The 19,964-nt window shown below is 67.6% G+C and carries 16 protein-coding genes; 7 read left to right on the top strand and 9 right to left on the bottom strand.

Features of this window, described 5'->3' with window-relative positions; genetic code table 11:
- Position 1: 1 nt before the first annotated feature.
- Positions 2-1,528: an acyl-CoA carboxylase subunit beta gene (locus HRV97_RS09710; protein WP_174194055.1), complete on the bottom strand. Its 1,527-nt coding sequence runs from the start codon at positions 1,526-1,528 to the stop codon at positions 2-4.
- Positions 1,529-1,630: 102 nt separating this feature from the next.
- Here HRV97_RS09710 and HRV97_RS09705 point away from each other — a divergent pair, with 102 nt between their 5' ends.
- Positions 1,631-3,031, top strand: a complete 1,401-nt coding sequence (locus HRV97_RS09705; RefSeq protein WP_174194054.1) for a helix-turn-helix domain-containing protein — start codon at positions 1,631-1,633, stop codon at positions 3,029-3,031.
- On the opposite strand, the gene HRV97_RS09700 is transcribed toward HRV97_RS09705, so the two are convergent.
- Complete coding sequence (locus tag HRV97_RS09700) at positions 3,016-3,402, bottom strand: PilZ domain-containing protein (protein ID WP_174194053.1); 387 nt, start codon at positions 3,400-3,402, stop codon at positions 3,016-3,018. The two genes, HRV97_RS09705 and HRV97_RS09700, sit on opposite strands and share 16 nt — an antisense overlap.
- 138 nt (positions 3,403-3,540) lie before the next feature.
- Between HRV97_RS09700 and acs the strand changes: the two genes are divergently transcribed.
- The 3 genes from acs (at position 3,541) to HRV97_RS09685 (ending at position 9,262) form a co-directional block, all read left to right on the top strand.
- Positions 3,541-5,481: an acetate--CoA ligase gene (acs, locus tag HRV97_RS09695; RefSeq protein WP_174194052.1), complete on the top strand. Its 1,941-nt coding sequence runs from the start codon at positions 3,541-3,543 to the stop codon at positions 5,479-5,481.
- 57 nt (positions 5,482-5,538) lie between these two features.
- Complete coding sequence (locus HRV97_RS09690) at positions 5,539-7,605, top strand: M13 family metallopeptidase (RefSeq protein WP_174194051.1); 2,067 nt, start codon at positions 5,539-5,541, stop codon at positions 7,603-7,605.
- 511 nt (positions 7,606-8,116) lie between these two features.
- The gene (locus tag HRV97_RS09685; RefSeq protein WP_174194050.1) at positions 8,117-9,262 is read left to right on the top strand and encodes a mechanosensitive ion channel family protein; all 1,146 of its coding nucleotides are present in this window, start codon (positions 8,117-8,119) and stop codon (positions 9,260-9,262) included.
- On the opposite strand, the gene otsA is transcribed toward HRV97_RS09685, so the two are convergent.
- The 5 genes from otsA to HRV97_RS09660 all read right to left on the bottom strand — a co-directional run bounded on the left by otsA (position 9,213) and on the right by HRV97_RS09660 (position 14,508).
- On the bottom strand, positions 9,213-10,634 hold the full coding sequence (gene otsA / locus HRV97_RS09680) for an alpha,alpha-trehalose-phosphate synthase (UDP-forming) (RefSeq protein WP_174194049.1): 1,422 nt from the start codon (positions 10,632-10,634) through the stop codon (positions 9,213-9,215). The genes HRV97_RS09685 and otsA overlap by 50 nt on opposite strands.
- Positions 10,631-12,424: a glycoside hydrolase family 15 protein gene (locus tag HRV97_RS09675; protein WP_174194048.1), complete on the bottom strand. Its 1,794-nt coding sequence runs from the start codon at positions 12,422-12,424 to the stop codon at positions 10,631-10,633. The genes otsA and HRV97_RS09675 overlap by 4 nt, the downstream gene beginning before the upstream one ends.
- On the bottom strand, positions 12,421-13,167 hold the full coding sequence (gene otsB, locus HRV97_RS09670; RefSeq protein WP_174194047.1) for a trehalose-phosphatase: 747 nt from the start codon (positions 13,165-13,167) through the stop codon (positions 12,421-12,423). Before otsB ends, HRV97_RS09675 begins: the two co-directional genes overlap by 4 nt.
- Before the next feature lie 181 nt (positions 13,168-13,348).
- Positions 13,349-14,077 (bottom strand): class I SAM-dependent methyltransferase, encoded by a 729-nt coding sequence (locus HRV97_RS09665; protein ID WP_174194046.1) that lies wholly within the window; start codon positions 14,075-14,077, stop codon positions 13,349-13,351.
- Complete coding sequence (locus HRV97_RS09660) at positions 14,077-14,508, bottom strand: GtrA family protein (protein ID WP_223176725.1); 432 nt, start codon at positions 14,506-14,508, stop codon at positions 14,077-14,079. Before HRV97_RS09660 ends, HRV97_RS09665 begins: the two co-directional genes overlap by 1 nt.
- A gap of 74 nt (positions 14,509-14,582) precedes the next feature.
- Here HRV97_RS09660 and HRV97_RS09655 point away from each other — a divergent pair, with 74 nt between their 5' ends.
- Together HRV97_RS09655 and HRV97_RS09650 are read left to right on the top strand one after the other, a co-directional pair.
- Positions 14,583-16,373, top strand: a complete 1,791-nt coding sequence (locus HRV97_RS09655) for an AcrB/AcrD/AcrF family protein (RefSeq protein WP_246248640.1) — start codon at positions 14,583-14,585, stop codon at positions 16,371-16,373.
- Positions 16,374-16,421: 48 nt separating this feature from the next.
- Positions 16,422-17,303 (top strand): LOG family protein, encoded by an 882-nt coding sequence (locus HRV97_RS09650; RefSeq protein ID WP_174194045.1) that lies wholly within the window; start codon positions 16,422-16,424, stop codon positions 17,301-17,303.
- A gap of 151 nt (positions 17,304-17,454) precedes the next feature.
- Here HRV97_RS09650 and HRV97_RS09645 read toward each other — a convergent pair whose 3' ends face one another.
- Positions 17,455-18,219 (bottom strand): hypothetical protein, encoded by a 765-nt coding sequence (locus HRV97_RS09645; protein ID WP_246248639.1) that lies wholly within the window; start codon positions 18,217-18,219, stop codon positions 17,455-17,457.
- 8 nt (positions 18,220-18,227) lie between these two features.
- Entirely contained in the window at positions 18,228-18,935 is a 708-nt protein-coding gene (locus HRV97_RS09640; RefSeq protein WP_174194044.1) for a c-type cytochrome, read from the bottom strand.
- 107 nt (positions 18,936-19,042) lie between these two features.
- On the opposite strand from HRV97_RS09640, the gene HRV97_RS09635 reads away from it, so the two are divergent.
- On the top strand, positions 19,043-19,933 hold the full coding sequence (locus HRV97_RS09635; RefSeq protein ID WP_174194043.1) for a prephenate dehydratase: 891 nt from the start codon (positions 19,043-19,045) through the stop codon (positions 19,931-19,933).
- The last annotated feature ends 31 nt before the right edge of the window (positions 19,934-19,964 follow it).

Below are 19,964 nucleotides of genomic sequence, written 5' to 3'. Positions count from 1 at the left end.
ATCACAACGGGATGTTGTCATGCTTCTTCCACGGATTCTCCAACGTCTTGCCGGCGAGCTTACGCAGGCCGAGCGCGATGCGGCGGCGGGTGGAATGGGGCATGATTACTTCGTCGATGAACCCCTTGGACGCCGCGACGAAGGGGTTGGCGAAGCGCGCCTCATACTCGGCGGTGCGCTGCGCGATCTCCTCCGGCGTGCGGCCGCGGAAGATGATCTCGACCGCGCCCTTCGCGCCCATCACCGCTATCTCCGCGGTCGGCCAGGCGTAGTTCAGGTCACCGCGCAGATGCTTCGACGCCATCACGTCATACGCCCCGCCGTACGCCTTGCGCGTGATGACCGTGATCTTCGGCACGGTCGCCTCGGCATAGGCGAACAGCAGCTTCGCACCGTGCTTGATGATGCCGTTATGCTCCTGCGCCGTGCCGGGCAGGAAGCCGGGCACGTCGACGAAGGTGACGATCGGAATGTCGAATGCGTCGCAGAAGCGGACGAAGCGCGCGGCCTTCTTAGACGAGTTGATGTCGAGCACGCCCGCCAGCACCATCGGCTGGTTGGCGACGACACCGACCGTGCGGCCCTCGATCCGACCGAAGCCGCAGATGATGTTAGCGGCGTGGCCGGGCTGGATCTCAAAGAAATCGCCTTCGTCGACCGTCTTTCGGATCAGCTCGTGCATGTCGTACGGCTGATTGGCGGACGCGGGGATCAGCGTGTCGAGGCTGGGCTCCAACCGATCCCACGGATCGTCGCTCGGCCGCTCAGGCACCGGCTGCCGGTTCGATCCGGGCAGGAAATCAAAGAAATCGCGCGTCGCGAGCAACACCTCGATGTCGTCCTCGAACGCATTGTCGGCGACGCTCGTTTTAGTGGTGTGCGTGACCGCCCCACCCAGCGCCTCCTGCGTCACCACCTCATTGGTGACGGTCTTGACCACGTCGGGGCCGGTCACGAACATGTAGGACGAATCCTTCACCATGAAGATGAAGTCGGTCATCGCCGGCGAATAGACCGCACCGCCCGCGCACGGCCCCATGATCAGGCTGATCTGCGGCACCACGCCGCTCGCCAGCACGTTGCGCTGGAACACCTCGGCATAGCCACCCAGCGACGCGACGCCCTCCTGGATGCGCGCCCCGCCTGAATCGTTCAACCCGATGACCGGCGCGCCGACCTTCATCGCCATGTCCATGATCTTGCAGATCTTCTGCGCGTGCCGTTCGGACAACGAGCCGCCGAACACGGTGAAATCCTGGCTGAAGACGAACACCAGCCGGCCGTTGATCGTGCCCGATCCGGTCACCACGCCGTCGCCGGGGATCACCTGTTGGGGCATGCCGAAATCGACGCAATTATGCTCGACGTACATGTCGAGCTCCTCGAACGATCCCTCGTCGAGCAGCACGTCGAGCCGCTCGCGCGCGGTCAGCTTGCCCTTGGCGTGCTGCGCGTCGATGCGTTTCTGCCCGCCGCCCAGCTTCGCCGCGGCGCGCTTCTTCTCGAGTTCGGCGAGCGTCGATGACATCCTGATCTCCTGTGCCTGTCCTCCTGCGCCCTCGCGACTGCGCGCGCAAATGTGAAGTTGCGAAGTTGCGAATAGTCACGTTGCAAACTAGGCGCGACCGTCATGCCCCGCTCCCGCCTCTACGCCGGCGATACCTTGCGCGCGCTGCGCCGCGCCGCCGGGCTCAATCAGCGCGCGATGGCAATGAAGCTGGGACTGTCGGTCAGCTATCTGTCGCAGTTGGAGAGCGGCGAACGTCCGCTGACCGCGGTGGTCAGCGCGGCGCTGGCGCGGCATTTCCCCGCGGCACTCGCCGGGATTGAGGGCGAGGTACCCGCGCGCCGCCTTTCCGCGCTCGCCGCTGCACTCGCCGACCCAGCGGTCGCGCCGCTCGACGCGGAGAGCATCGCGCGACTAGCGGAGGAGCGCCCTGACGTCGCCGATCGCTTCGTCGCGCTCCACGCCGCCAAGCGCGCGGCGGAGGAACGTGCCGCGCTCGCCGAGGAAGCGATGATCACCAGCGCCGGGCTGACCGGCACCGGCGCGCGGCTGCCATGGGAGGCGGTGCGCGACTGGTTCCACGACGCGGGCAATTACGTCGACTTGCTCGATCGTGCGGCCGAGGAACTCGCGAGCGGCGGCGCGCTCGACCAGCAGCTCGCCGACCACGGCGTGGCGGTGGTGCTGGCCCCAGACGACGCAGCCCCGCTCGCACGCTTCGACGGCCGCGTGCTGACGCTTGCCGCCGCGACCCCGCCGGAGACGCGGCGTTTTCTCGTCGCGCACCGCCTCGCCGCGCTTGCCTTCGCCGCGCCCATCGCCGGGATCGTCGCCGCAGCGCCGCTCGCGCACGACGAGGCACGGCGACTGCTGAGCATCGGCCTAGCCAACTACGCCGCCGGTGCGCTGGTCATGCCCTACGCCGCGTTCCGTGCCGAGGCGAAGGCGGTGCGCCACGACATCGACCGGCTTTCCAGGCGGTTCGGCGTCAGTTTCGAACAGGCGTGCCACCGCCTCTCGACGCTGCAGCGCCCGGGCGCGGAGGGCGTCCCCTTCTACTTCTGCCGCGTCGACATGGCGGGCAACATCACCAAGCGACATTCCGCCACCCGGCTGCAATTCGCACGCTTCGGCGGTGCCTGTCCGTTGTGGCACGTCCACGAGGCGGCGGCGATCCCCGACCGCATCCTGGTCCAGCACGCCGAGACGCCCGACGGCGTCCGCTACGTGTCGATGGCGAAGGGATTGGTGAAGCCGTCAGGCCGCTTCGCGCGCGCGCCCAGGCGCTACGCGGTCGTGCTGGGCTGCGAGGCGATGCACGCCGCCGATTTCGTCTACGCCGATGCACTCGGGATTTGGCAGGGGGGCGTGTCGCACGGACTGTCGGGTACACCGACGCCGATCGGCATCTCGTGCCGGCTTTGCCCGCGCAGCGATTGCGACCAGCGCGCCTTTCCGCCAACCGACCGCGCGATCCGCGTCGATCCGGCGACGCGACGCGTCGTGCCCTACAGCGTGGTCTGACGCCGGAAACGCTCGTTCGCCGCAGCCATCCATCCCGAGGTCGGCGGCGGCGGCGCGCCGTTGCCGGGCCGGCGTTGCCGCGCGGCGTCGAGGTCGATCGCTTCGTCGAAGCGCAATCCAGCCCGGTCGCCGCGCACCCATTTGACGCGTGCGCCGACGTGATCAACCCGGCCAAGCGAGACCATCACCGGCATGTCCGCGACCAGCCCGACCGGCTTGGCGATGCACACCCCCGATACCGATACGTTCAGCACGCGATGCTGCGTCGGCGCCGAGCCTTCGCTGCGCACCACCTCGGCACTCAGCATCACGCTGGTACGCGGATCGCGCGCGGCGGCTTCATCGGCGGACAGTATCGAGATCGGTTGCATGGCGCTTCGCGCCTTACCCGCCCATTCGTTACCATTTCGCTAACGAGACGCTACCGATCGCGGCCGAGCGGCCACGATACTTGCCCCGCGCGGTCGTGCGGCGCATGCAGCCCGCGACCAAGGAAAGGAACCCCGCGCGTGTCCGAGATCGACCTGTTCCCTGTTCCCGCGCAATGGGCGCGCGAGGCGCGCGTCGATGCCGCCGGCTACGAGGAAATGTACCACCGCAGCGTCGCCGAGCCCGACGTTTTCTGGCTGGAACAAGCGCAGCAACTCGAATGGATAACGCCGCCAACCCAGGCCGGCGACTGGTCGTTCGACGCCGACGACTTCCATATCCGCTGGTTCGCCGACGGATCGCTCAACGCCAGCGTCAATTGCATTGACCGACATCTCGCCGAACGCGCCGACCAAGTCGCGATCATCTGGGAACCCGATGTCCCGACCGAGGAACCGCGCCGGATCACCTACGCCGAGCTTCACCGCGAGGTCTGCCGCTTCGCCAATGTGTTGAAGGCGCAAGGCGTCGCCAAGGGCGACCGCGTAACCGTCTACCTGCCGATGATCCCCGAGGCCGCGTTCGCCCTGCTCGCCTGCGCGCGGATCGGCGCGATCCATTCGGTCGTGTTCGGCGGCTTCTCGCCCGACGCGCTCGCCGGCCGGATCGAGGATTGCGGGTCGAAACTCGTGATCACCGCCGACGAGGGCCGACGCGGCGGCAAGACCATCCCGCTCAAGGCCAACGTCGATGCCGCCGCCGCGAGCGCGCCGACGCTCGAGCGCGTGCTGGTGGTCCGCGCGACCGGCGGCGACGTGCCGTTGGGCGAGCGCGACACCTGGTACCACGAGGCAGCGGCCGACGTGTCGGACGATTGCGCACCCGAGCCGATGGCGGCGGAAGACCCGCTATTCATCCTCTACACCTCAGGCTCGACCGGCAAGCCGAAAGGCGTGCTGCACTCGACCGGCGGCTATCTGCTGTGGGCGGCCTACACCCACGGCCTGGTGTTCGATTATCGCGCCCCGAACGTCTACTGGTGCGCGGCTGATATCGGCTGGGTCACCGGGCACACCTATATCGTTTACGGCCCGCTCGCGAACGGCGCGACGACGTTGATGTATGAAGGGCTGCCGACCTGGCCCGATGCCAGCCGCATCTGGCAGGTGGTCGACCGGCATCAGGTGCACACGCTGTTCACCGCACCGACCGCACTGCGTGCGCTGATGAAGGAGGGCGACGCGCCCGTGGGCGCGACCAGCCGCGCCTCGCTCCGCCTGCTCGGCACGGTCGGCGAGCCGATCAACCCCGAGGCGTGGCGCTGGTACCATGACGTCGTCGGCGAGGGCCGCAGCCCCATCATCGACACCTGGTGGCAAACCGAAACCGGCGGCGCGTTGATCGCGCCCCTGCCCGGCGCGACCGACTTGAAGCCCGGCTCCGCCACCAAGCCGCTGCCCGGCGTGCAGCCGCAACTGGTCGACGAGACGGGCAAGGTGCTGAACGGCGCAACCAGTGGCAATCTGTGCATCACCGCGTCCTGGCCAGGACAGATGCGCACCGTGTGGGGCGATCACGACCGCTTTTTCCAGACCTATTTCACCACCTATCCGGGCAAGTATTTCACCGGCGACGGGTGCCGGCGCGACGAGGACGGTTATTACTGGATCACGGGCCGCGTCGACGACGTCATCAACGTGTCCGGACACCGCATGGGCACCGCCGAGGTCGAGAGCGCGCTGGTGCTCAATCACCAGGTTGCCGAAGCCGCGGTCGTCGGCATGCCGCACGACGTCAAGGGTCAGGGCATCTACGCCTACGTCACCCTGAAGGCCGGCGTGGAGCCATCCGACGCGCTCGCCGCCGAGCTGAAGGCGTGGGTGCGCAAGGAGATCGGCCCGATCGCCACCCCCGACGCGCTGCAATTCGCACCGGGCCTGCCCAAGACGCGCTCGGGCAAGATCATGCGCCGCATCCTGCGCAAGATCGCCGAAGGCGACACGACATCACTCGGCGACACCTCGACGCTCGCTGACCCGGCGGTGGTCGACGACCTCGTCGCCAATCGCGTCAGCGGATAGTTGCAACGGTTACGTTGGTGTCCTAAGTTGATGACACACTGTTGGGGAAGGGGATCGATGAACATCTCTGCATATACGCGCCTGTCGCTCGGCGTCGCCGCACTCGCCATCGCCGCGCCGTCGCTCGCGCAGACGACCGCTCCTGCCACCGCCTCGGGCGCTGCGCAGGCGGGTCCGCGTTACGGCACGTTCGGCGTCGATCTGACCGCCGAGGACAAGACGGTCAAGCCCGGCGACGATTTCTGGACCTTCGCCAACGGCAATTGGGACAAGCGGACGCAGATCGCCGCCGACCGCACCTCGGCCGGCTACATGGTGACGCTCGCCGATCAGGCCGAGGGTCAGGTACGCGACATCCTGAGCGATGCCGCGCGCGACCCGAACGCGGTCGGCGCCGGGGGCAAGCAGATCGGCGACCTCTACGGCAGCTTCATGGACGAGGCCGCGATCGAGCGCGCCGGCACCGCGCCCTTGAAGCCCTATTTCGCCAAGATCGACGCGGCGAACGACAAGACCAAGCTCCAGACGCTGTTCGCCAGCGTCGGCTACGCCTCGCCGGTCGAGGTGGGGCAGTTGCCGAACCCGTCCGACCCGACGCAATATATCGCGATCGCCAGCCAGGGTTCGCTCGGCATGCCGCAGGATTATTACCTGCTGCCGGGCGCCAAGTACGACACCTACCGCGCCGCCTATCGCAAATACGTCGAGCAGGTACTGACGCTGTCGGGCGTCGCTGACGCCTCCGCCAAGGCCGACCGCATCGTGACGCTCGAGACCGCGATGGCCAAGGTGCAGTGGACGCCGGTTCAGCAGCGCGACCTGCAAGCGATGCTCAAGCCGATGGACGCCGCGCAGCGCAAGGCGCTTGCGCCCGAGTTCGACTGGCCGCTGATGCTGCGCACCGCAGGGTATGAGCGGTTCCCCGTGGTCATCATGGGCACCTCGACTGCGCTGACCGCGCTCGGCAAGCTCTACGCCGCAACGCCGGTTTCGACGTGGCAGGACTGGATGAAGTTCCGCTTCGCCAGCAACAATGCCTCGGTACTGCCCAAGGCGTTCGACACCGCCTATTTCGACTTCTACGGCCGCACCCTGTCCGGTCAGCAGGAGCAGCGCGCGCGGTGGAAGCGCGGCATCGCATTGGTCAACAACGCGATGGGCGAGGCGGTCGGCCAAGTCTACGTCGCTCGCCACTATCCGCCCGAGTCCGAGGCAAAGATGGCCGAGCTGATCGACAACCTGCGCGCAGGTTACCAGGAGCGTATTTCCGGCAACACCTGGATGGATGCCAAGACCAAGCAGGCGGCGCTCGCCAAGCTCGCCGCATTCGATCCGCGCGTCGGTCATCCGGTCAAGTACATCGACTATTCGGCGATGAAGGTCGTGCGCGGCGATCCGCTGGGCAACAACATGCGCGCGGGTGAATTCCAGCACCAGCTCGACCTGTCGTATCTCGGCAAGCCGGTCGACCGCACGCTGTGGGGCATGACGCCGCAGACGGTGAACGCTTACTACAACCCGCTGTCGAACCAGATCACCTTCCCGGCGGCGATCCTGCAAGCGCCCTACTTCGATCCCAAGGCGGACGCCGCGGTCAATTACGGTGCAATCGGCGCGATCATCGGCCACGAAATGGGTCACGGGTTCGACGACCAGGGCAGCCAGTTCGGCCCGACCGGCAAGTTCGAGAATTGGTGGACGCCCGAAACGCGCGCCGCCTTTACCAAGCGGACCAGCGTGCTCGTCAGCCAGTATGACGCCTATGAGCCGATCCCCGGCACGCACGTGAAGGGTGCGCTGACGCTGGGCGAGAACATCGGCGACTTGGGCGGGCTTGAGGCGGCATACACCGCGTACCAGAAGTATCAGGCGGCCCACGGCAAGGCGCCCGTCATCGGTGGCCTCACCGGCGATCAGCGCTTCTTCCTCTCCTACGCGCAAGCGTGGCAGTCGAAGATCCGCGAGGATGCGCTGCGCAGCCGCCTGCTGACCGACCCGCACTCGCCGCCGTACAACCGCGTCAACGGCGTCGTGCGCAACGTCGATGCCTGGTACAATGCGTTCAACGTCAAGCCGGGCGACAAGATGTACCTCGCGCCCGAGCAGCGCGTAAAGATTTGGTAGCCGAGCGAGGCGCGTAGCCCAGCTACGCGCTGGTCCGCGAACGCGGACGCAAAGGCTCGGCCGACGTGGCGCGCCAAGCGCCACGTTCGACGGCGCGGGATTAACTTCCGCGCCGCGGCCTGCGGGTAAACGCCTCCTCGCGTCAAGGCGGCGAGGTCGCCTCCTGCCTCAATCCGTCACCCCGCTACCGCCCTCGTCACCCCGGACTTGATCCGAGGTCCCGCTTGTCCGGCGGTCAGCAAAAGGCAGCGGGATCCCGGCTCAAGGCCGGAATGACGGGCAGGGTCCCACCAGGCCAATCTACTGTCTCCCTAGAGGTGAGACGTCGGCGAGAGGGCAGCTGAATACGACCCGCTTCGTCCCCATCCGCCCCACCCCTTCCTTTCCGCAGCACGGCGCTCGCCCCCCCCCCCGAGCCTCCGGTGCCGGCCCCCACCCCGCACCACTCACGGCCCACCCCGCCCTAGCGCCGCCACCGGAACGCCCCCGCCCATGCACCGTTCGCGCCACCATGAGAGACGCGAACCTTCCGCGCGACTGGGCTCGTTACCTGGCCCATCACTGGCGCGACCTGCCCGACATCCCGACCTGGCTTGCCAACGTCGGCATCGTCGCGGCCGCGGTCCTCGGCGCGATCCTGCTCCACGCGCTCGCCTTCGCACTGCTCGCGCGCGCCGCACTCCGCCACGACAGCGAGGGCGGCGCTGCGATGGTCGAGCGTACCCGCGGGCTAGCGCGCTGGATCTTGGTCGCGGTCGCGCTCGCCTCGATCCAACCGCTGCTGCACCTGACGCGCGGCCAGGCGACCTTGTGGGGCCGCGTCGCCGGGCTCGTCATTCCAGGGCTCGTCGGCTGGTTCGCGGTGGTGACGCTCGGCAACGTGGTCGACATCCTGTCGCGCAAGGCCGACATCAGCGTCGAGGACAATCTGCGTGCGCGCAGGCGGCGCACCCGGCTCGGCATCCTGCAACGCATCGGCGCCTTCGTGATCGTGCTGGTGACGATCTGCATGATGCTGATGAGCATTCCCAGCGTCCGCGCGCTCGGCGTCACGCTCGCCGCCTCGGCCGGAGTCGCCGGCATCGCGGTCGGCGCCGCCGCACAGCCCGCGCTCAAGAACCTGATCGCCGGCATTCAGATGGCGTTTACCGAGCCGATCCGCCTGGACGACGTGGTGATCGTCGATGGCGAATGGGGCCGCGTCGAGGAGATCCGCCTGACCTACGTCGTCATCAAGGTGTGGGACGAGCGCCGGCTGGTGGTGCCCGTCTCCAAATTCCTGGAGGACAGTTTCCAGAACTGGACGCGCCAGTCCGCCAGGCTGATGGGCAGCGTGTTCTGGTACCTCGATCCCGCCGCCGACATCGCGCGGCTGCGCGAACAGGCGGGCGCGATCATCACCGCCAACCCGCGCTGGGACGGCCGTTTCTGGAACCTGCAGGTGACCGACACCAAGCTTGACGGATCGATCGAACTGCGCGGATTGATGACTGCCAAGGACGCCAGCACCGCGTTCGACCTGCGCTGCGACGTGCGCGAGGCGTTGCTCGACTACATCAAGCGCGAGATGCCCGAGGCGATCCTGCGCCGCCGCGCCGACGTGGCGCTCACATCCCCGCTTTCTCCGGCGCCGTCACCACCGGCCGCGCCTGCTTGAGCGCGTCGAGGAAGCGCGTCGCCCACCACGTCACATCCTCACGCTGCACGCCATCCATCAGCACGGTCCAGCGCCGGATGCGCTCGTCCTTCGACATCCGCAGCGCCTGCTGGATCGCGTCGGCGATCTCCTCCGCGCTATACGGGTTGATCAGCAGCGCTTCCTGCATCTGCTCGGCCGCCCCCGCGAATTTCGACAGGATCAGCACGCCGGGGTCCTCCGGATTCTGTGCCGCGACATATTCCTTCGCCACCAGGTTCATGCCGTCGCGCAGGGGCGTGACAAGCCCGATTTTCGCCGCGCGGTAGATGCCGGCCAGCACGTCGCGCGGATAGCCTTGGTTGACGTAGCGGATCGGCACCCAGTCGACGTCGGCATATTCGCCGTTGATCCGCCCCGACAGTCCTTCCAGCGAGTTGCGGATGCGGCGGTACGTTTCCACCGATACGCGACTGGGCGGCGCGATCTGGAGTAGGAACACTTCCTTGCGCTCCTCCGGATGCTCGATCAGGAAGCGTTCGTAGCCCGAGAAACGCTCCTCCAGCCCCTTGGAATAATCGAGCCGGTCGACGCCGACGATCATGTCGCGCCCGTCGGCGGAATCGCGCATCCGTCGAAACGCGAGCCGCGCCTGCACGCCTGCGGAGGCTTCGGCAAATTCCTTCGCGTCGATGCCGATCGGATCGGCGATCAACCGGACGCAGCGATCGCCGAGCGTCGCGACACCATTCTCGATCTTCGCGCCCATTTCGTGCGTCGCGTAATCGCAGAAGGATTCGAGCCATTCCTCGGTGTGAAAGCCAATCAGATCGTATTCGAACATCGACTCGACCAGCGCCTGCGCGCCCGGCAGCGTGCCGAGCAGACGCCTGGGCGGCCACGGGATGTGCAGAAAGAAGCCGATCTGGTTCTGGCACCCGCGGCGGCGCAACTCGGCACCGAGCGGGAACATGTGATAATCCTGGATCCAGATCAGGTCGTCAGGCTCGATCAGCGGGCGCACCGTGTCGGCGAACCGCTCGTTGGTGCGCTGGTAACCGCCCGCGAACTCGCGCTCATATTCCGCCAGATCGATGCGGTAGTGGAATAATGGCCACAGCGTTCGGTTGGCGTAGCCTTCGTAATATTCCTCGACGTCCTGTTCTTCCAGGTCGACCACCGCGGTGGTCACGCCCTGCTCGCGCTGAAAGTTGATCTGCCCGGTGAACTGCTCGGTCACCTCACCCGACCAGCCGAACCAGATGCCGCCATTCTCGCGCAGCGCCGCCGCCAGCGCGACCGCCAGCCCGCCCTGCGATCCCGAATTCGACCCCTTGGGCGCGCTGACGCGGTTGGAGATGACGATCAGGCGGCTCTCGGTCGAACGCGTCATCGGATCGCACTCCACGGTTTGCTCAGCATCCCGGCACAGTTGATCATGCCGACCAGCGAGTAGGTTTGCGGGTAATTGCCCCACAATTCGCCGGTGGTGGGATCAATGTCCTCCGACAGCAGACCCGCCGCGGTGCAGCGCGACAGCATTTCCTCGAACAAGCTGCGCGCCTCGTCGTGGCGCCCGGTCAGGTACAGCGCTTCGATCAGCCAGAAGGTGCAGACGTTGAACGCGGTTTCGGGCAGCCCGAAATCGTCCTCGGTGTCGTAGCGCAGCATGGTGGAGCCGCGCCGCAATCCCTTCTCGATCGCGGTCAGCGTGTCGACGAAGCGCGGGTCGTCCGCCGCGAAGAAGCGTAGGTCGAGCAATTGCAACACGCTGGCGTCCAGGTCGTCGCCCGAGAAGGTCGCCGACATCCGCCGCGTGTCCTCGCGCCACGCCGATCGCTCGATCACGTCGCGGATCGTGTCGGCGCGACCGGCCCACAATGCGCGGCGCTCCCCCAGACCGAGCCGCTGCGCCGCATTCGCCAGCCGATCGCACGCCGCCCAGCACATGGCGGACGAATAAGTGTGCACGCTTTGGCGCGTGCGCAGCTCCCACAACCCCGCGTCGGGCTGATCGTAGAACTTCCACGCGCGCTCGCCGACATGCTCCAGCGACGCGAAGTCAGCCGCGTCGGCGGGGCGCAGCAAGCGCTGGTCGAAAAAGGCGTGGACGCTGCACAGCACGATCTGGCCGTAGGCATCGTGCTGGATCTGCTCGGCCGCCTGATTGCCGACGCGCACCGGCCCCATGCCGCGATAACCGGGCAGGTGCGCCGCCTCGCGCTCGGGCAGGTTGGGCTCGCCCAGCACGCCGTAGAGCGGCTGGATATGACCGTCGTGCTCGCCCGCGCCCGACGCATCAACGATGTTGCGCAGGTAACCGAGATAACCTTCGAGCACGTCGAGCGCGCCGAGCCGGTTGAGCGCCTGCACCGTATAATACGCATCGCGGATCCAGCAGTAGCGGTAGTCCCAGTTGCGCTGCGACCCCGCATGCTCGGGCACCGAGGTGGTCAGCGCGGCGACGATCGCGCCCGTCTCCTCGTGCTGGCACAATTTCAACGTGATCGCGCAGCGGATCACCACCTCCTGCCACTCGAGCGGCACCGCGAGCCCGCGTACCCACTGCTGCCATTCCGCGATCGTCTGGTGGAGCATCAGGTCGAGCGTGCTGGCGAAATCGCCCGCGAAACTCTCGTCCGGACCGAGGAAGAAATGCAGCGGGCGCTCGACGCGGAACGAGCGTTCCTGCTGCACCATGCCGATCGGCGCGTCGGTAGTCAGCCGCATCGCCATCGCGTCGAGCAGGAAGCGAACGTGGTTCGATCCGCCGACCTGCTCGCGGCACGTCCCGCCCCAGCCACAGGTCGGGCGCAACCGCATCTTCAGCCGCGGGCTGCCCGAGATCGGGCGCACGATGCGGGCAAAGGCAACGGGGCGATAGGTCCGCCCGGTCCGCTCGAACCGGGGGCAGAAATCGGTCACCTCAATCACGCCGCCGTGCGCGTCGGTGTGGCGCGACACCAGCACGCACGTGTTGCGGATGTAATGCTGCTCGACCGATATCGAGTCCTCGACCGCAATGTCCCAGAACCCGCTATCTGGCGCGTCGCCGCCGAGCAGCGCGGAGAACAACGGATCGCCGTCGACGCGCGGCACGCACGCCCAGACGAAACGACCGGTGCGATCCACCAGCGCGCTGACCTGGCAATTGCCGATGGGCCACAGATCCAGATCGCTCATGCCAATGTCTCCGCGGAGCGACGCAACCATGCGAGCGCCGCGGGCACATCGTCGAGCCGGTAGCGCGCGTGCGTTTCACGCGCCGGGCCGATCAGGATACCTGCTCCGCCAAGCTCGCATGCGGCGGCAAACGCCGCCTCGTCGGTTACGTCATCCCCCATGAACACAGGACGCGTGGGCGCACGTCCGGGTTCCGCCATCAACGTTCTCAATGCGCTACCCTTGTCGGCGCCGGGCAACCGCAATTCGGCGACCATCTTGCCGAGTTGCAGGTGCAGGTCGTGCTCGTCCGCCAGCCGTGCCGCCAGATCGCGCGCCTGCGCCTCCTCGTCGGGCGCCTGACGATAATGAAGGCCGACGCCGAACGGCTTGTCCTCCACCAGCACGCCCGGACGATCGGCGGCGAAATCATGCAGTTCGGCCAGGGCCGCGTCGACGCCCGCGGTGCGCGCGGGCACCACCCTCGGCTGCCCGGCGCCTGCGATCTCCAGCCCGTGGCTGCCGGCCACGCTCAGCGTCACCGGATCGAGCAGCGCAGCGATCTCCGCCACCGATCGTCCGCTGATGATCGCCACCCGCCCTTCCAGCCGCGCGGACAGGTCGCGCAGCAATTGCCGAAGCGTCTCCGTTACCCGCACCGCGTTGGGGGTGGCGGCGATCTCGACCAGGGTGCCGTCGAAATCGAGGAACAGGCTGGCGTCCAGCAGCAGGTCGACGGGCGGTGGCGGCAGGTGATCGGACATGCGCCGCGCCGTGACGGCTTCGCGGGCGTGGTGCAAGGGGGCGCCGCGCTTCGCTCCCTTTCTACCTCCCTCTCGCTGACCGGAGGGGGGCATGACAGGACCAGCTACGCGCGGAACGCCGCGGATCGCACCGCGCCTCGCCCACTCAGACCCACCCTGTTAGCGACCAGAACGGGTTACCTCAAACCGGCTCCGCGAAGCACAGGATCGACACTCCGATCGGCATCGGCACGCGGCCAACCAGATGCCGCTCGACACGGAAGATACGCTCGAACAGTGCGTTGACCGGCTTGGCGGGCGGCGAATCATCGCTGTCGTCGCGCCCGGTCAATCGCCCCGCGATCCGCGCCGCGGCGGCGAGCGGAAACAGGATCGAGTTGAAGTAACCCAGCTTGCGCGGGCGCAGCCCCGCCGCGTGGATCGCCTTGACCAGCGTCGCCTTGGAATAGCGCCGCTCGTGGTGGTTCACCACGTCGTGCGCGCTCCACATCCATTGATGCGCGGGCACCGCGATCAGGATCTTGCCGCCCGGCGCCAGGCACGCACGCATCGCCTTCAGCGCGCCGACGTCGTCCGCGATATGCTCCACCACGTCGAGCACCGCGACCATGTCGTACGCGCCCCGCTCAACCCCCGGCAGCACCGGCAAGGGTGCATCGCCCACCGCCTTGCCCAACCGCGCACTGGCGATGTCGCGCGCCGCCGGATCGATCTCGATCGCGTCGACTTGGCCGAACTGCGCCAACATCGGCAGATTGTGCCCGGTGCCGCAGCCGATCTCCAGTATGCGCGCGTTCTGGGGCAGATGCCCCTCGCGCGTCACGTAATCGGACAGGATGTCGCGGCGCGCACGGTACCACCAATGGGTGGAATCATGCTCGGCCATGCGATCGTAGACGCGGCGATCCATTATTTGAAAACCCAATTGCGTTGCAGGCCGAAGGTGAGCAGCGGCACCACGCTGACGGCGGGCACCAGCGGCCACCACGTCGGTCCATGAAAGAACGGTCCGGTCACCAGCACCCAGGTAAATAGTTGCTGGAGCACGAAGCCGAACAATTGCACGACGAAGAAGCGCCGTGCGGTCCGCGCCGATCGCGTGCCATGCCCCTTGAAGCTGACCGCGCCGTGCGCGAACCGCCCCACCGCCGTCGCGGCCAGAAACGCGATCACCACCGCCAGATTGGGGTTCATCACATAGGTCGCCAGCGGCCAATACACGGCGGCGTAGAACACCGTCACCAACCCGCCGGTGATGCCGAAACGGACGAGCTGCCAGAATATCTCGCGGTGGTCCGACCGCAGGTACCCGCTTGCCCCGTTGCTGCCTGCCGCCACCATCTTGCCCTTTGTGCATCCCCGCGTCAGGAGCGCGGCGGCGGACCTACTAGCTCCCGTCCGATGAAGGAAGCGTTTTGACCATCCTGCCCCGTGCCGTGTCCTCGCGCCTGGCGGTCACGCTCGACCGTCGCTGGATCAACCTGACGCTGATTGCCTGGGTGATGATCGCGGCCTGGTACATCGGGCAACGCTGGACCGCGATCCAGTGGCTGAGCCTGGGCGACACCGACGACAACATGCGGTTAATGCAGGTACGCGGCTTGCTCGCCGGACAGGGTTGGTTCGACCTCACCAATCATCGCCTCAATCCACCTATCGGCTTCAACATCCACTGGAGCCGGCTGGTCGACCTGCCGATCGCCGCGCTAATCCTGCTGTTCCGCCCTTTTGTCGAGGTGGCGGAGGCGGAGCGGCTGGCGTGCGGCATCGCGCCACTCATCCCGCTGTCGCTCGCCTTGCTGGGGCTCGGCGCGACGGTGCGACGGCTGGTGTCGCCGCTCGCCTGGCCACTCGCGATCCTGATCGTGCTGGTCACCAACGTCGCGCTCGGCATGTACATGCCCGATCGGATCGACCACCACGGCTGGCAGCTCGCGATGCTCTGCCTGACGGTCGCGGGGCTGTGCGATCCCCAGGGTGCGCGCGGCGGGCTGATCGTCGGCTTGGCGAGCGCCTATTCGCTCACGATCGGCCTCGAACTGCTGCCCTTCGCGGCGACGGCGGGCGCGATCATCGGCTTGCGCTGGGTGTGGGATGCGGATGAGCGCATCCGGCTCACCACCTACGCGCTCGCGCTGGGCGGCGGCACCGCGGCGGGGTTCGCAGGCTTCGCCTCCTATGCCAATCGCGTGATGCGCTGCGACGCGCTGACCCCGGTGTACCTGTCGACCGTCGCCGTCGCCGCGGCATTGCTGCTCGCGCTCGCTTTCTGGTCGCCGCGCAGCCGCGCGGTCCGCATCGTCGCCGCGCTCGCTGCCGGCGCCGCCGTCGCCAGCTTCTTCGCGCTCGCCTTCCCGCAATGCCTCGGGCGCCCGGAACAGGTCGCGCCCGAATTGTACAAGAGCTGGCTCGCCAACGTGCGCGAGGCGAAGCCGATCTACCAGCACCCCTTGCGCAGTGCCGCGCCGATCGTCGCGCTGCCGATCATCGGGCTCATCGGAGCGCTGTTCGCCACCTGGCGCGCGCGCCGCACCCCCGCGTTGCTAGGGTGGACCTGCGTCGCGCTGTTCACCGCGTTCTCATGCCTCATGCTGTTGTGGCAGGCGCGCGCGGGTCCGGCGGCGCAGTTGATGGCGGTGCCCGGCGCGGTCGCGCTGGCGCTCGCGATGCTGCCGTGGATCGCATCGCCGCGCTGGTGGCCGGCGAAGCTCGCCGCCGCAGGCATGGCCTATGTGCTCGTCTCGGGCTGGTTCATGACGCTCGCGGTCCGCTACCTGCCGATTGACCGCCCCAACGCCTATGTCACGCGCGTCAACCGCGCGACCGGGCGCTGCCTCACGATCCCCGCGATGCGCTCGTTGAACGCACTTCCGCGCCAGACCGTGTTCACCTTCGTCGACCTCGGCCCACGCCTCATCACGCTGACGCACCACGACGCGATCGCAGGGCCGTACCACCGCAACGGTGACGCGATCCTCGACGTGCAGCACGCCTTCAGCCGCTCGCCCGCCGAGGCACGCGCGATCATGCGGCGGCACGGTGCCACGTTGCTGCTGGTCTGCCCCAACATGGCGGAATCGACCAACTACCGCGCCAAGGCGCGCGGCGGCTTCTACGACCAGCTCGCGCACGGCCGCACGTTCGACTGGCTCGAGTCCGTGCCGCTGCCGGCCGGCTCGCCGTTTCGCGCCTTCCGCATCAGCTGACAGCGCGGGCGTCTTGCAGCCGTCACGTGTGCGGCTTATCGCCCCGGGATGACAGAAACCCGCGTACCCAGCCGCGTCTTCCCGCGCGCCAAGCAAGACGCCGACGCCGCCGCACAGAGCGTCTCCACTCCCCAGACCGAGAGTCCGGCCTACAAGCTGGCGTTCCAGGACATGGACTTCCTGCTGCGCGAGAATTTGCGCCCGGTCCGTTTCCAGCTCGAACTGCTGAAAACGCAGTTGATCCTGGAGGAAGCGCATATCGGCTCGACCTTCGTCTTCTACGGCTCGGCGCGCATCCCCGAGCCCGCCAAGGCGCAGGCGCTGCTCGACATGGCCACCGACGACAAGAGCCGCCGCATTGCCGAGAGCCTGGTCGCCAAGTCGAAATATTACGACATGGCGCGCGAACTCGCGCAGCTCTGCTCCAACTTCCCGCGCGACGAGGCGGGGAAGCGCCACTTCGTCGTGTGTTCGGGCGGTGGCCCCTCGATCATGGAAGCCGCCAACCGCGGCGCGACCGACGTCCATGCCGAGTCGATCGGGCTCAACATTGTGCTGCCGCACGAGCAGGCGCCCAATCCGTACGTCACGCCGTCCTTGTCGACGCAATTTCATTATTTCGCGCTGCGCAAGATGCACTTTCTGCTCCACGCGCGCGCGCTGGCGGCGTTTCCGGGTGGGTTCGGCACGTTCGACGAATTGTTCGAGCTGCTGACGCTCATCCAGACCGGCAAGATCGAACCGATGCCGGTGCTGCTGTTCGGGCGCGAGTTCTGGGAGCGGGTGGTGAACTTCGACGCGCTGGTCGAGGAGGGCGTCGTCTCGGAGCGCGACCTCGGCATCTTTCGCTATGTCGAGAGCGCGGCGGAAGGCTGGGCGGTGGTGCAGCAATTCTACCGCGAGCGGCAGGAGAAGAACGCGCCGAAGTAAGGTGAGCAGCGCCCGAAGCTAACGCGGGCGCAACCTACTCTCCTCGCTGGAAGGGAGGGGTCGGAGGTGGGTCGGCTTGACGCGGAACACGGCGGTTGCCCACCAAACCTACCCACCCCCAGCCCCTCCCTGGTCAGGGAGGGGAGCAGATTCACCTGACCGGCTGCACGTCCGCGTACGTCGTCTGCGTCGTCAGCACGCCCGACTTCCCCATCAGCGAGCCCGTGGTGCGGCTGGCGACCTCGGCCGGCACCACGGCGCCGCTCGGCAGCGCGGCGTAGCGCGCGGTGGCCGTGATCGCCTGCACCGACGCGACCAGCATCATGCGGAACGGCTTGGTCGTCACGAAACGGACTCGCTCGACGAACGGTACGCGGCCACGCATGTTCACCACCGCCTCGGCCTGCGCGTCGGCCGAGGCATCGTGCGAGCCGATCTTGAGCGTTCCCGCCGGCAGGCGCGCGAACCGATAGGTGGTCACGCCGTCAGCGTCGACGCGCGTCGCGGGCGTTCCGAACCACTTCGCGTTCTCGGCATAGGACGGCACGCGCTCGCGCTTGATCTTGCGCCACCCCGCCAAATCCTTCTCGGTCGGCGCGCGCCCGTCGACCGAGATGAGCGACCAGCGCTCGGCCGCCGCACGGCGCGGGTCGAACTGCTCCACCAACGTCTTGCGCGCCGCACCGGTCCGCTCGATCGCGGTCGTCTGCCGAAACGCGAAGCCGTCGGCGCGCGTCGCCTGCATCCCGGCGAGCAATCGCTGCTGCAACTCGTCCGCGCCCGCCGCGGTCGGCAGGCCGAACAGCGCCACCGCGATCGCCACATGCGCGGCGCGCCGGCCGCGTACCGTCCCGATCTTCGCCGTCGCCGCCTCTGTCACGTCGGCAGCCGCTGCGATCATCGGCCGGCGGCGCATCGTTCGGCTCAGCGTTCGCCGGTCGGCGGAATGATGGCCAGATCCTTGTCCTTCTTGGCATTCGGATCGATCGACGGCGCGCCCGACGCCGGCGTGCCGGTATTGGCGATGTCGGCAGTGTTGCCCTTCACCGCGTCGGTGACATTCGCGACCGCGGCATCGTTCGCGCCCGGATCGGTACCCGGCGCGGGTGCGGCCGGCAGCGGCAGGTTCGATCCCTGCTGGTTCAAGTACGCAATGACGTTGGCGCGGTCCTCGGGGTTGGACAGACCGGCAAAGGTCATCTTGGTGCCGTTGGCGAATTTGCGCGGGGACGTCAGCCACGCGTTCATGCGCTCGAAATCCCAATTGCCGCCGACGCTTTTCAATGCGTCGGAGAAGGCGTAGCCGCCCTTCCCTTGCGCGATCCCCTCGCCCAGCGTGGCGTACAGGTTCGGGCCGACGCCGTTCGCGCCGCCCTGGTTGATCGTGTGGCAGGCGGCGCACTTCTTGAACACCTCGGCGCCCTTTGCCGGGTCCGCGGTCGGCAGCAAGGACGCGATCGGCACGGCTTTCGCCTCACCGCCGCCGCCGGCTTCCTCGACGCCCTCGATCGCATAGCCCATCTTCTCGGGACGCTCGCCGTGGAAGATCATGCCGCCCACGATCGAGAGCCCCAGCGCCGCACCGCAGCCCGCCAGCACCCAGCCCGCAATCGTGTTGTTCCGATCGTCCATGTTCTGAAACCGCCCCTAATTGTGGTCATTCCATAGAAAAGCATCTGCGGCGCTGCAAGCGCACTTGAGCGCTGCGCCCCCGCGCCCTACCCGCGACCGCGACGCCGATGCAGAACTACGCCGCCCCCGCCCGCCCGATCGTTGACGCGATGATCGCCGCCGCCGCCGCCGAGCCAGAGCGCGCGGTGTCGTTCCAGGGTGCACCCGGCGCCAACAGCCACGTCGCGGTGACCGAGGCGTTTCCCGACGCGCTGCCGCTGCCGTGTTTCTCGTTCGACGATGCTTTGGACGCGGTGAAGCAGGGCCAGGCCGATTGCGCGATCATCCCGATCGAGAATTCGCTGCACGGCCGCGTCGCCGACATCCACTTTCTGCTGCCCGAATCGGGACTGGTCATCACCGGCGAGCATTTTCTGTCGATCCGCCACGCTTTGATGGGCGTCGGCACCCGCGACGAGGTGGCGGAGGCGATGAGCCACCCGCAGGCGCTCGGCCAATGCCGCCATTGGTTGAAGGCGCACGGCATCCAGCCGGTGAACTATCCCGACACCGCGGGTGCCGCCGCGATCGTCGCCGAACTGGCCGACCCGCGCGTCGCGGCACTCGCCCCGCCGGGCGCCGCCGCGCTCTACGGGCTCAACCTGCTCGCCAGCGACATCGCCGACGCCGACCACAACATGACCCGCTTCGTCACGCTTGCGCGCGGCGGCCGTCCACCAGTGGGTGAGGCGACGTGGATGACGACCTTCATCTTCGAGGTGAAGAACGTGCCCGCCGCGCTCTACAAGGCGATGGGCGGGTTCGCGACCAACGGCGTCAACATGACCAAGCTGGAGTCCTACCAGCGCGGCGGCAGCTTCGCCGCGACCGAATTCTTCTGCGACGTCGAGGGGAAACCCGGCGAGCCCGGTTTTGACCGCGCGATGGAGGAACTTGGGTTTCATTCGAAATGGGTGCGCGTGCTCGGCACCTACGCCCAGGCGCGCCGGCGCGGCTGAGCGACCCCTCGTTACGTCACCTCGGACCTGA

The organism is Sphingomonas hominis, from assembly GCF_013328205.1.
In the GTDB taxonomy this organism is placed as follows: domain Bacteria; phylum Pseudomonadota; class Alphaproteobacteria; order Sphingomonadales; family Sphingomonadaceae; genus Sphingomonas; species Sphingomonas hominis.
Note: the sequence above shows the minus strand (reverse complement) of the source record. Positions and strands in the feature narration are given on the sequence as shown.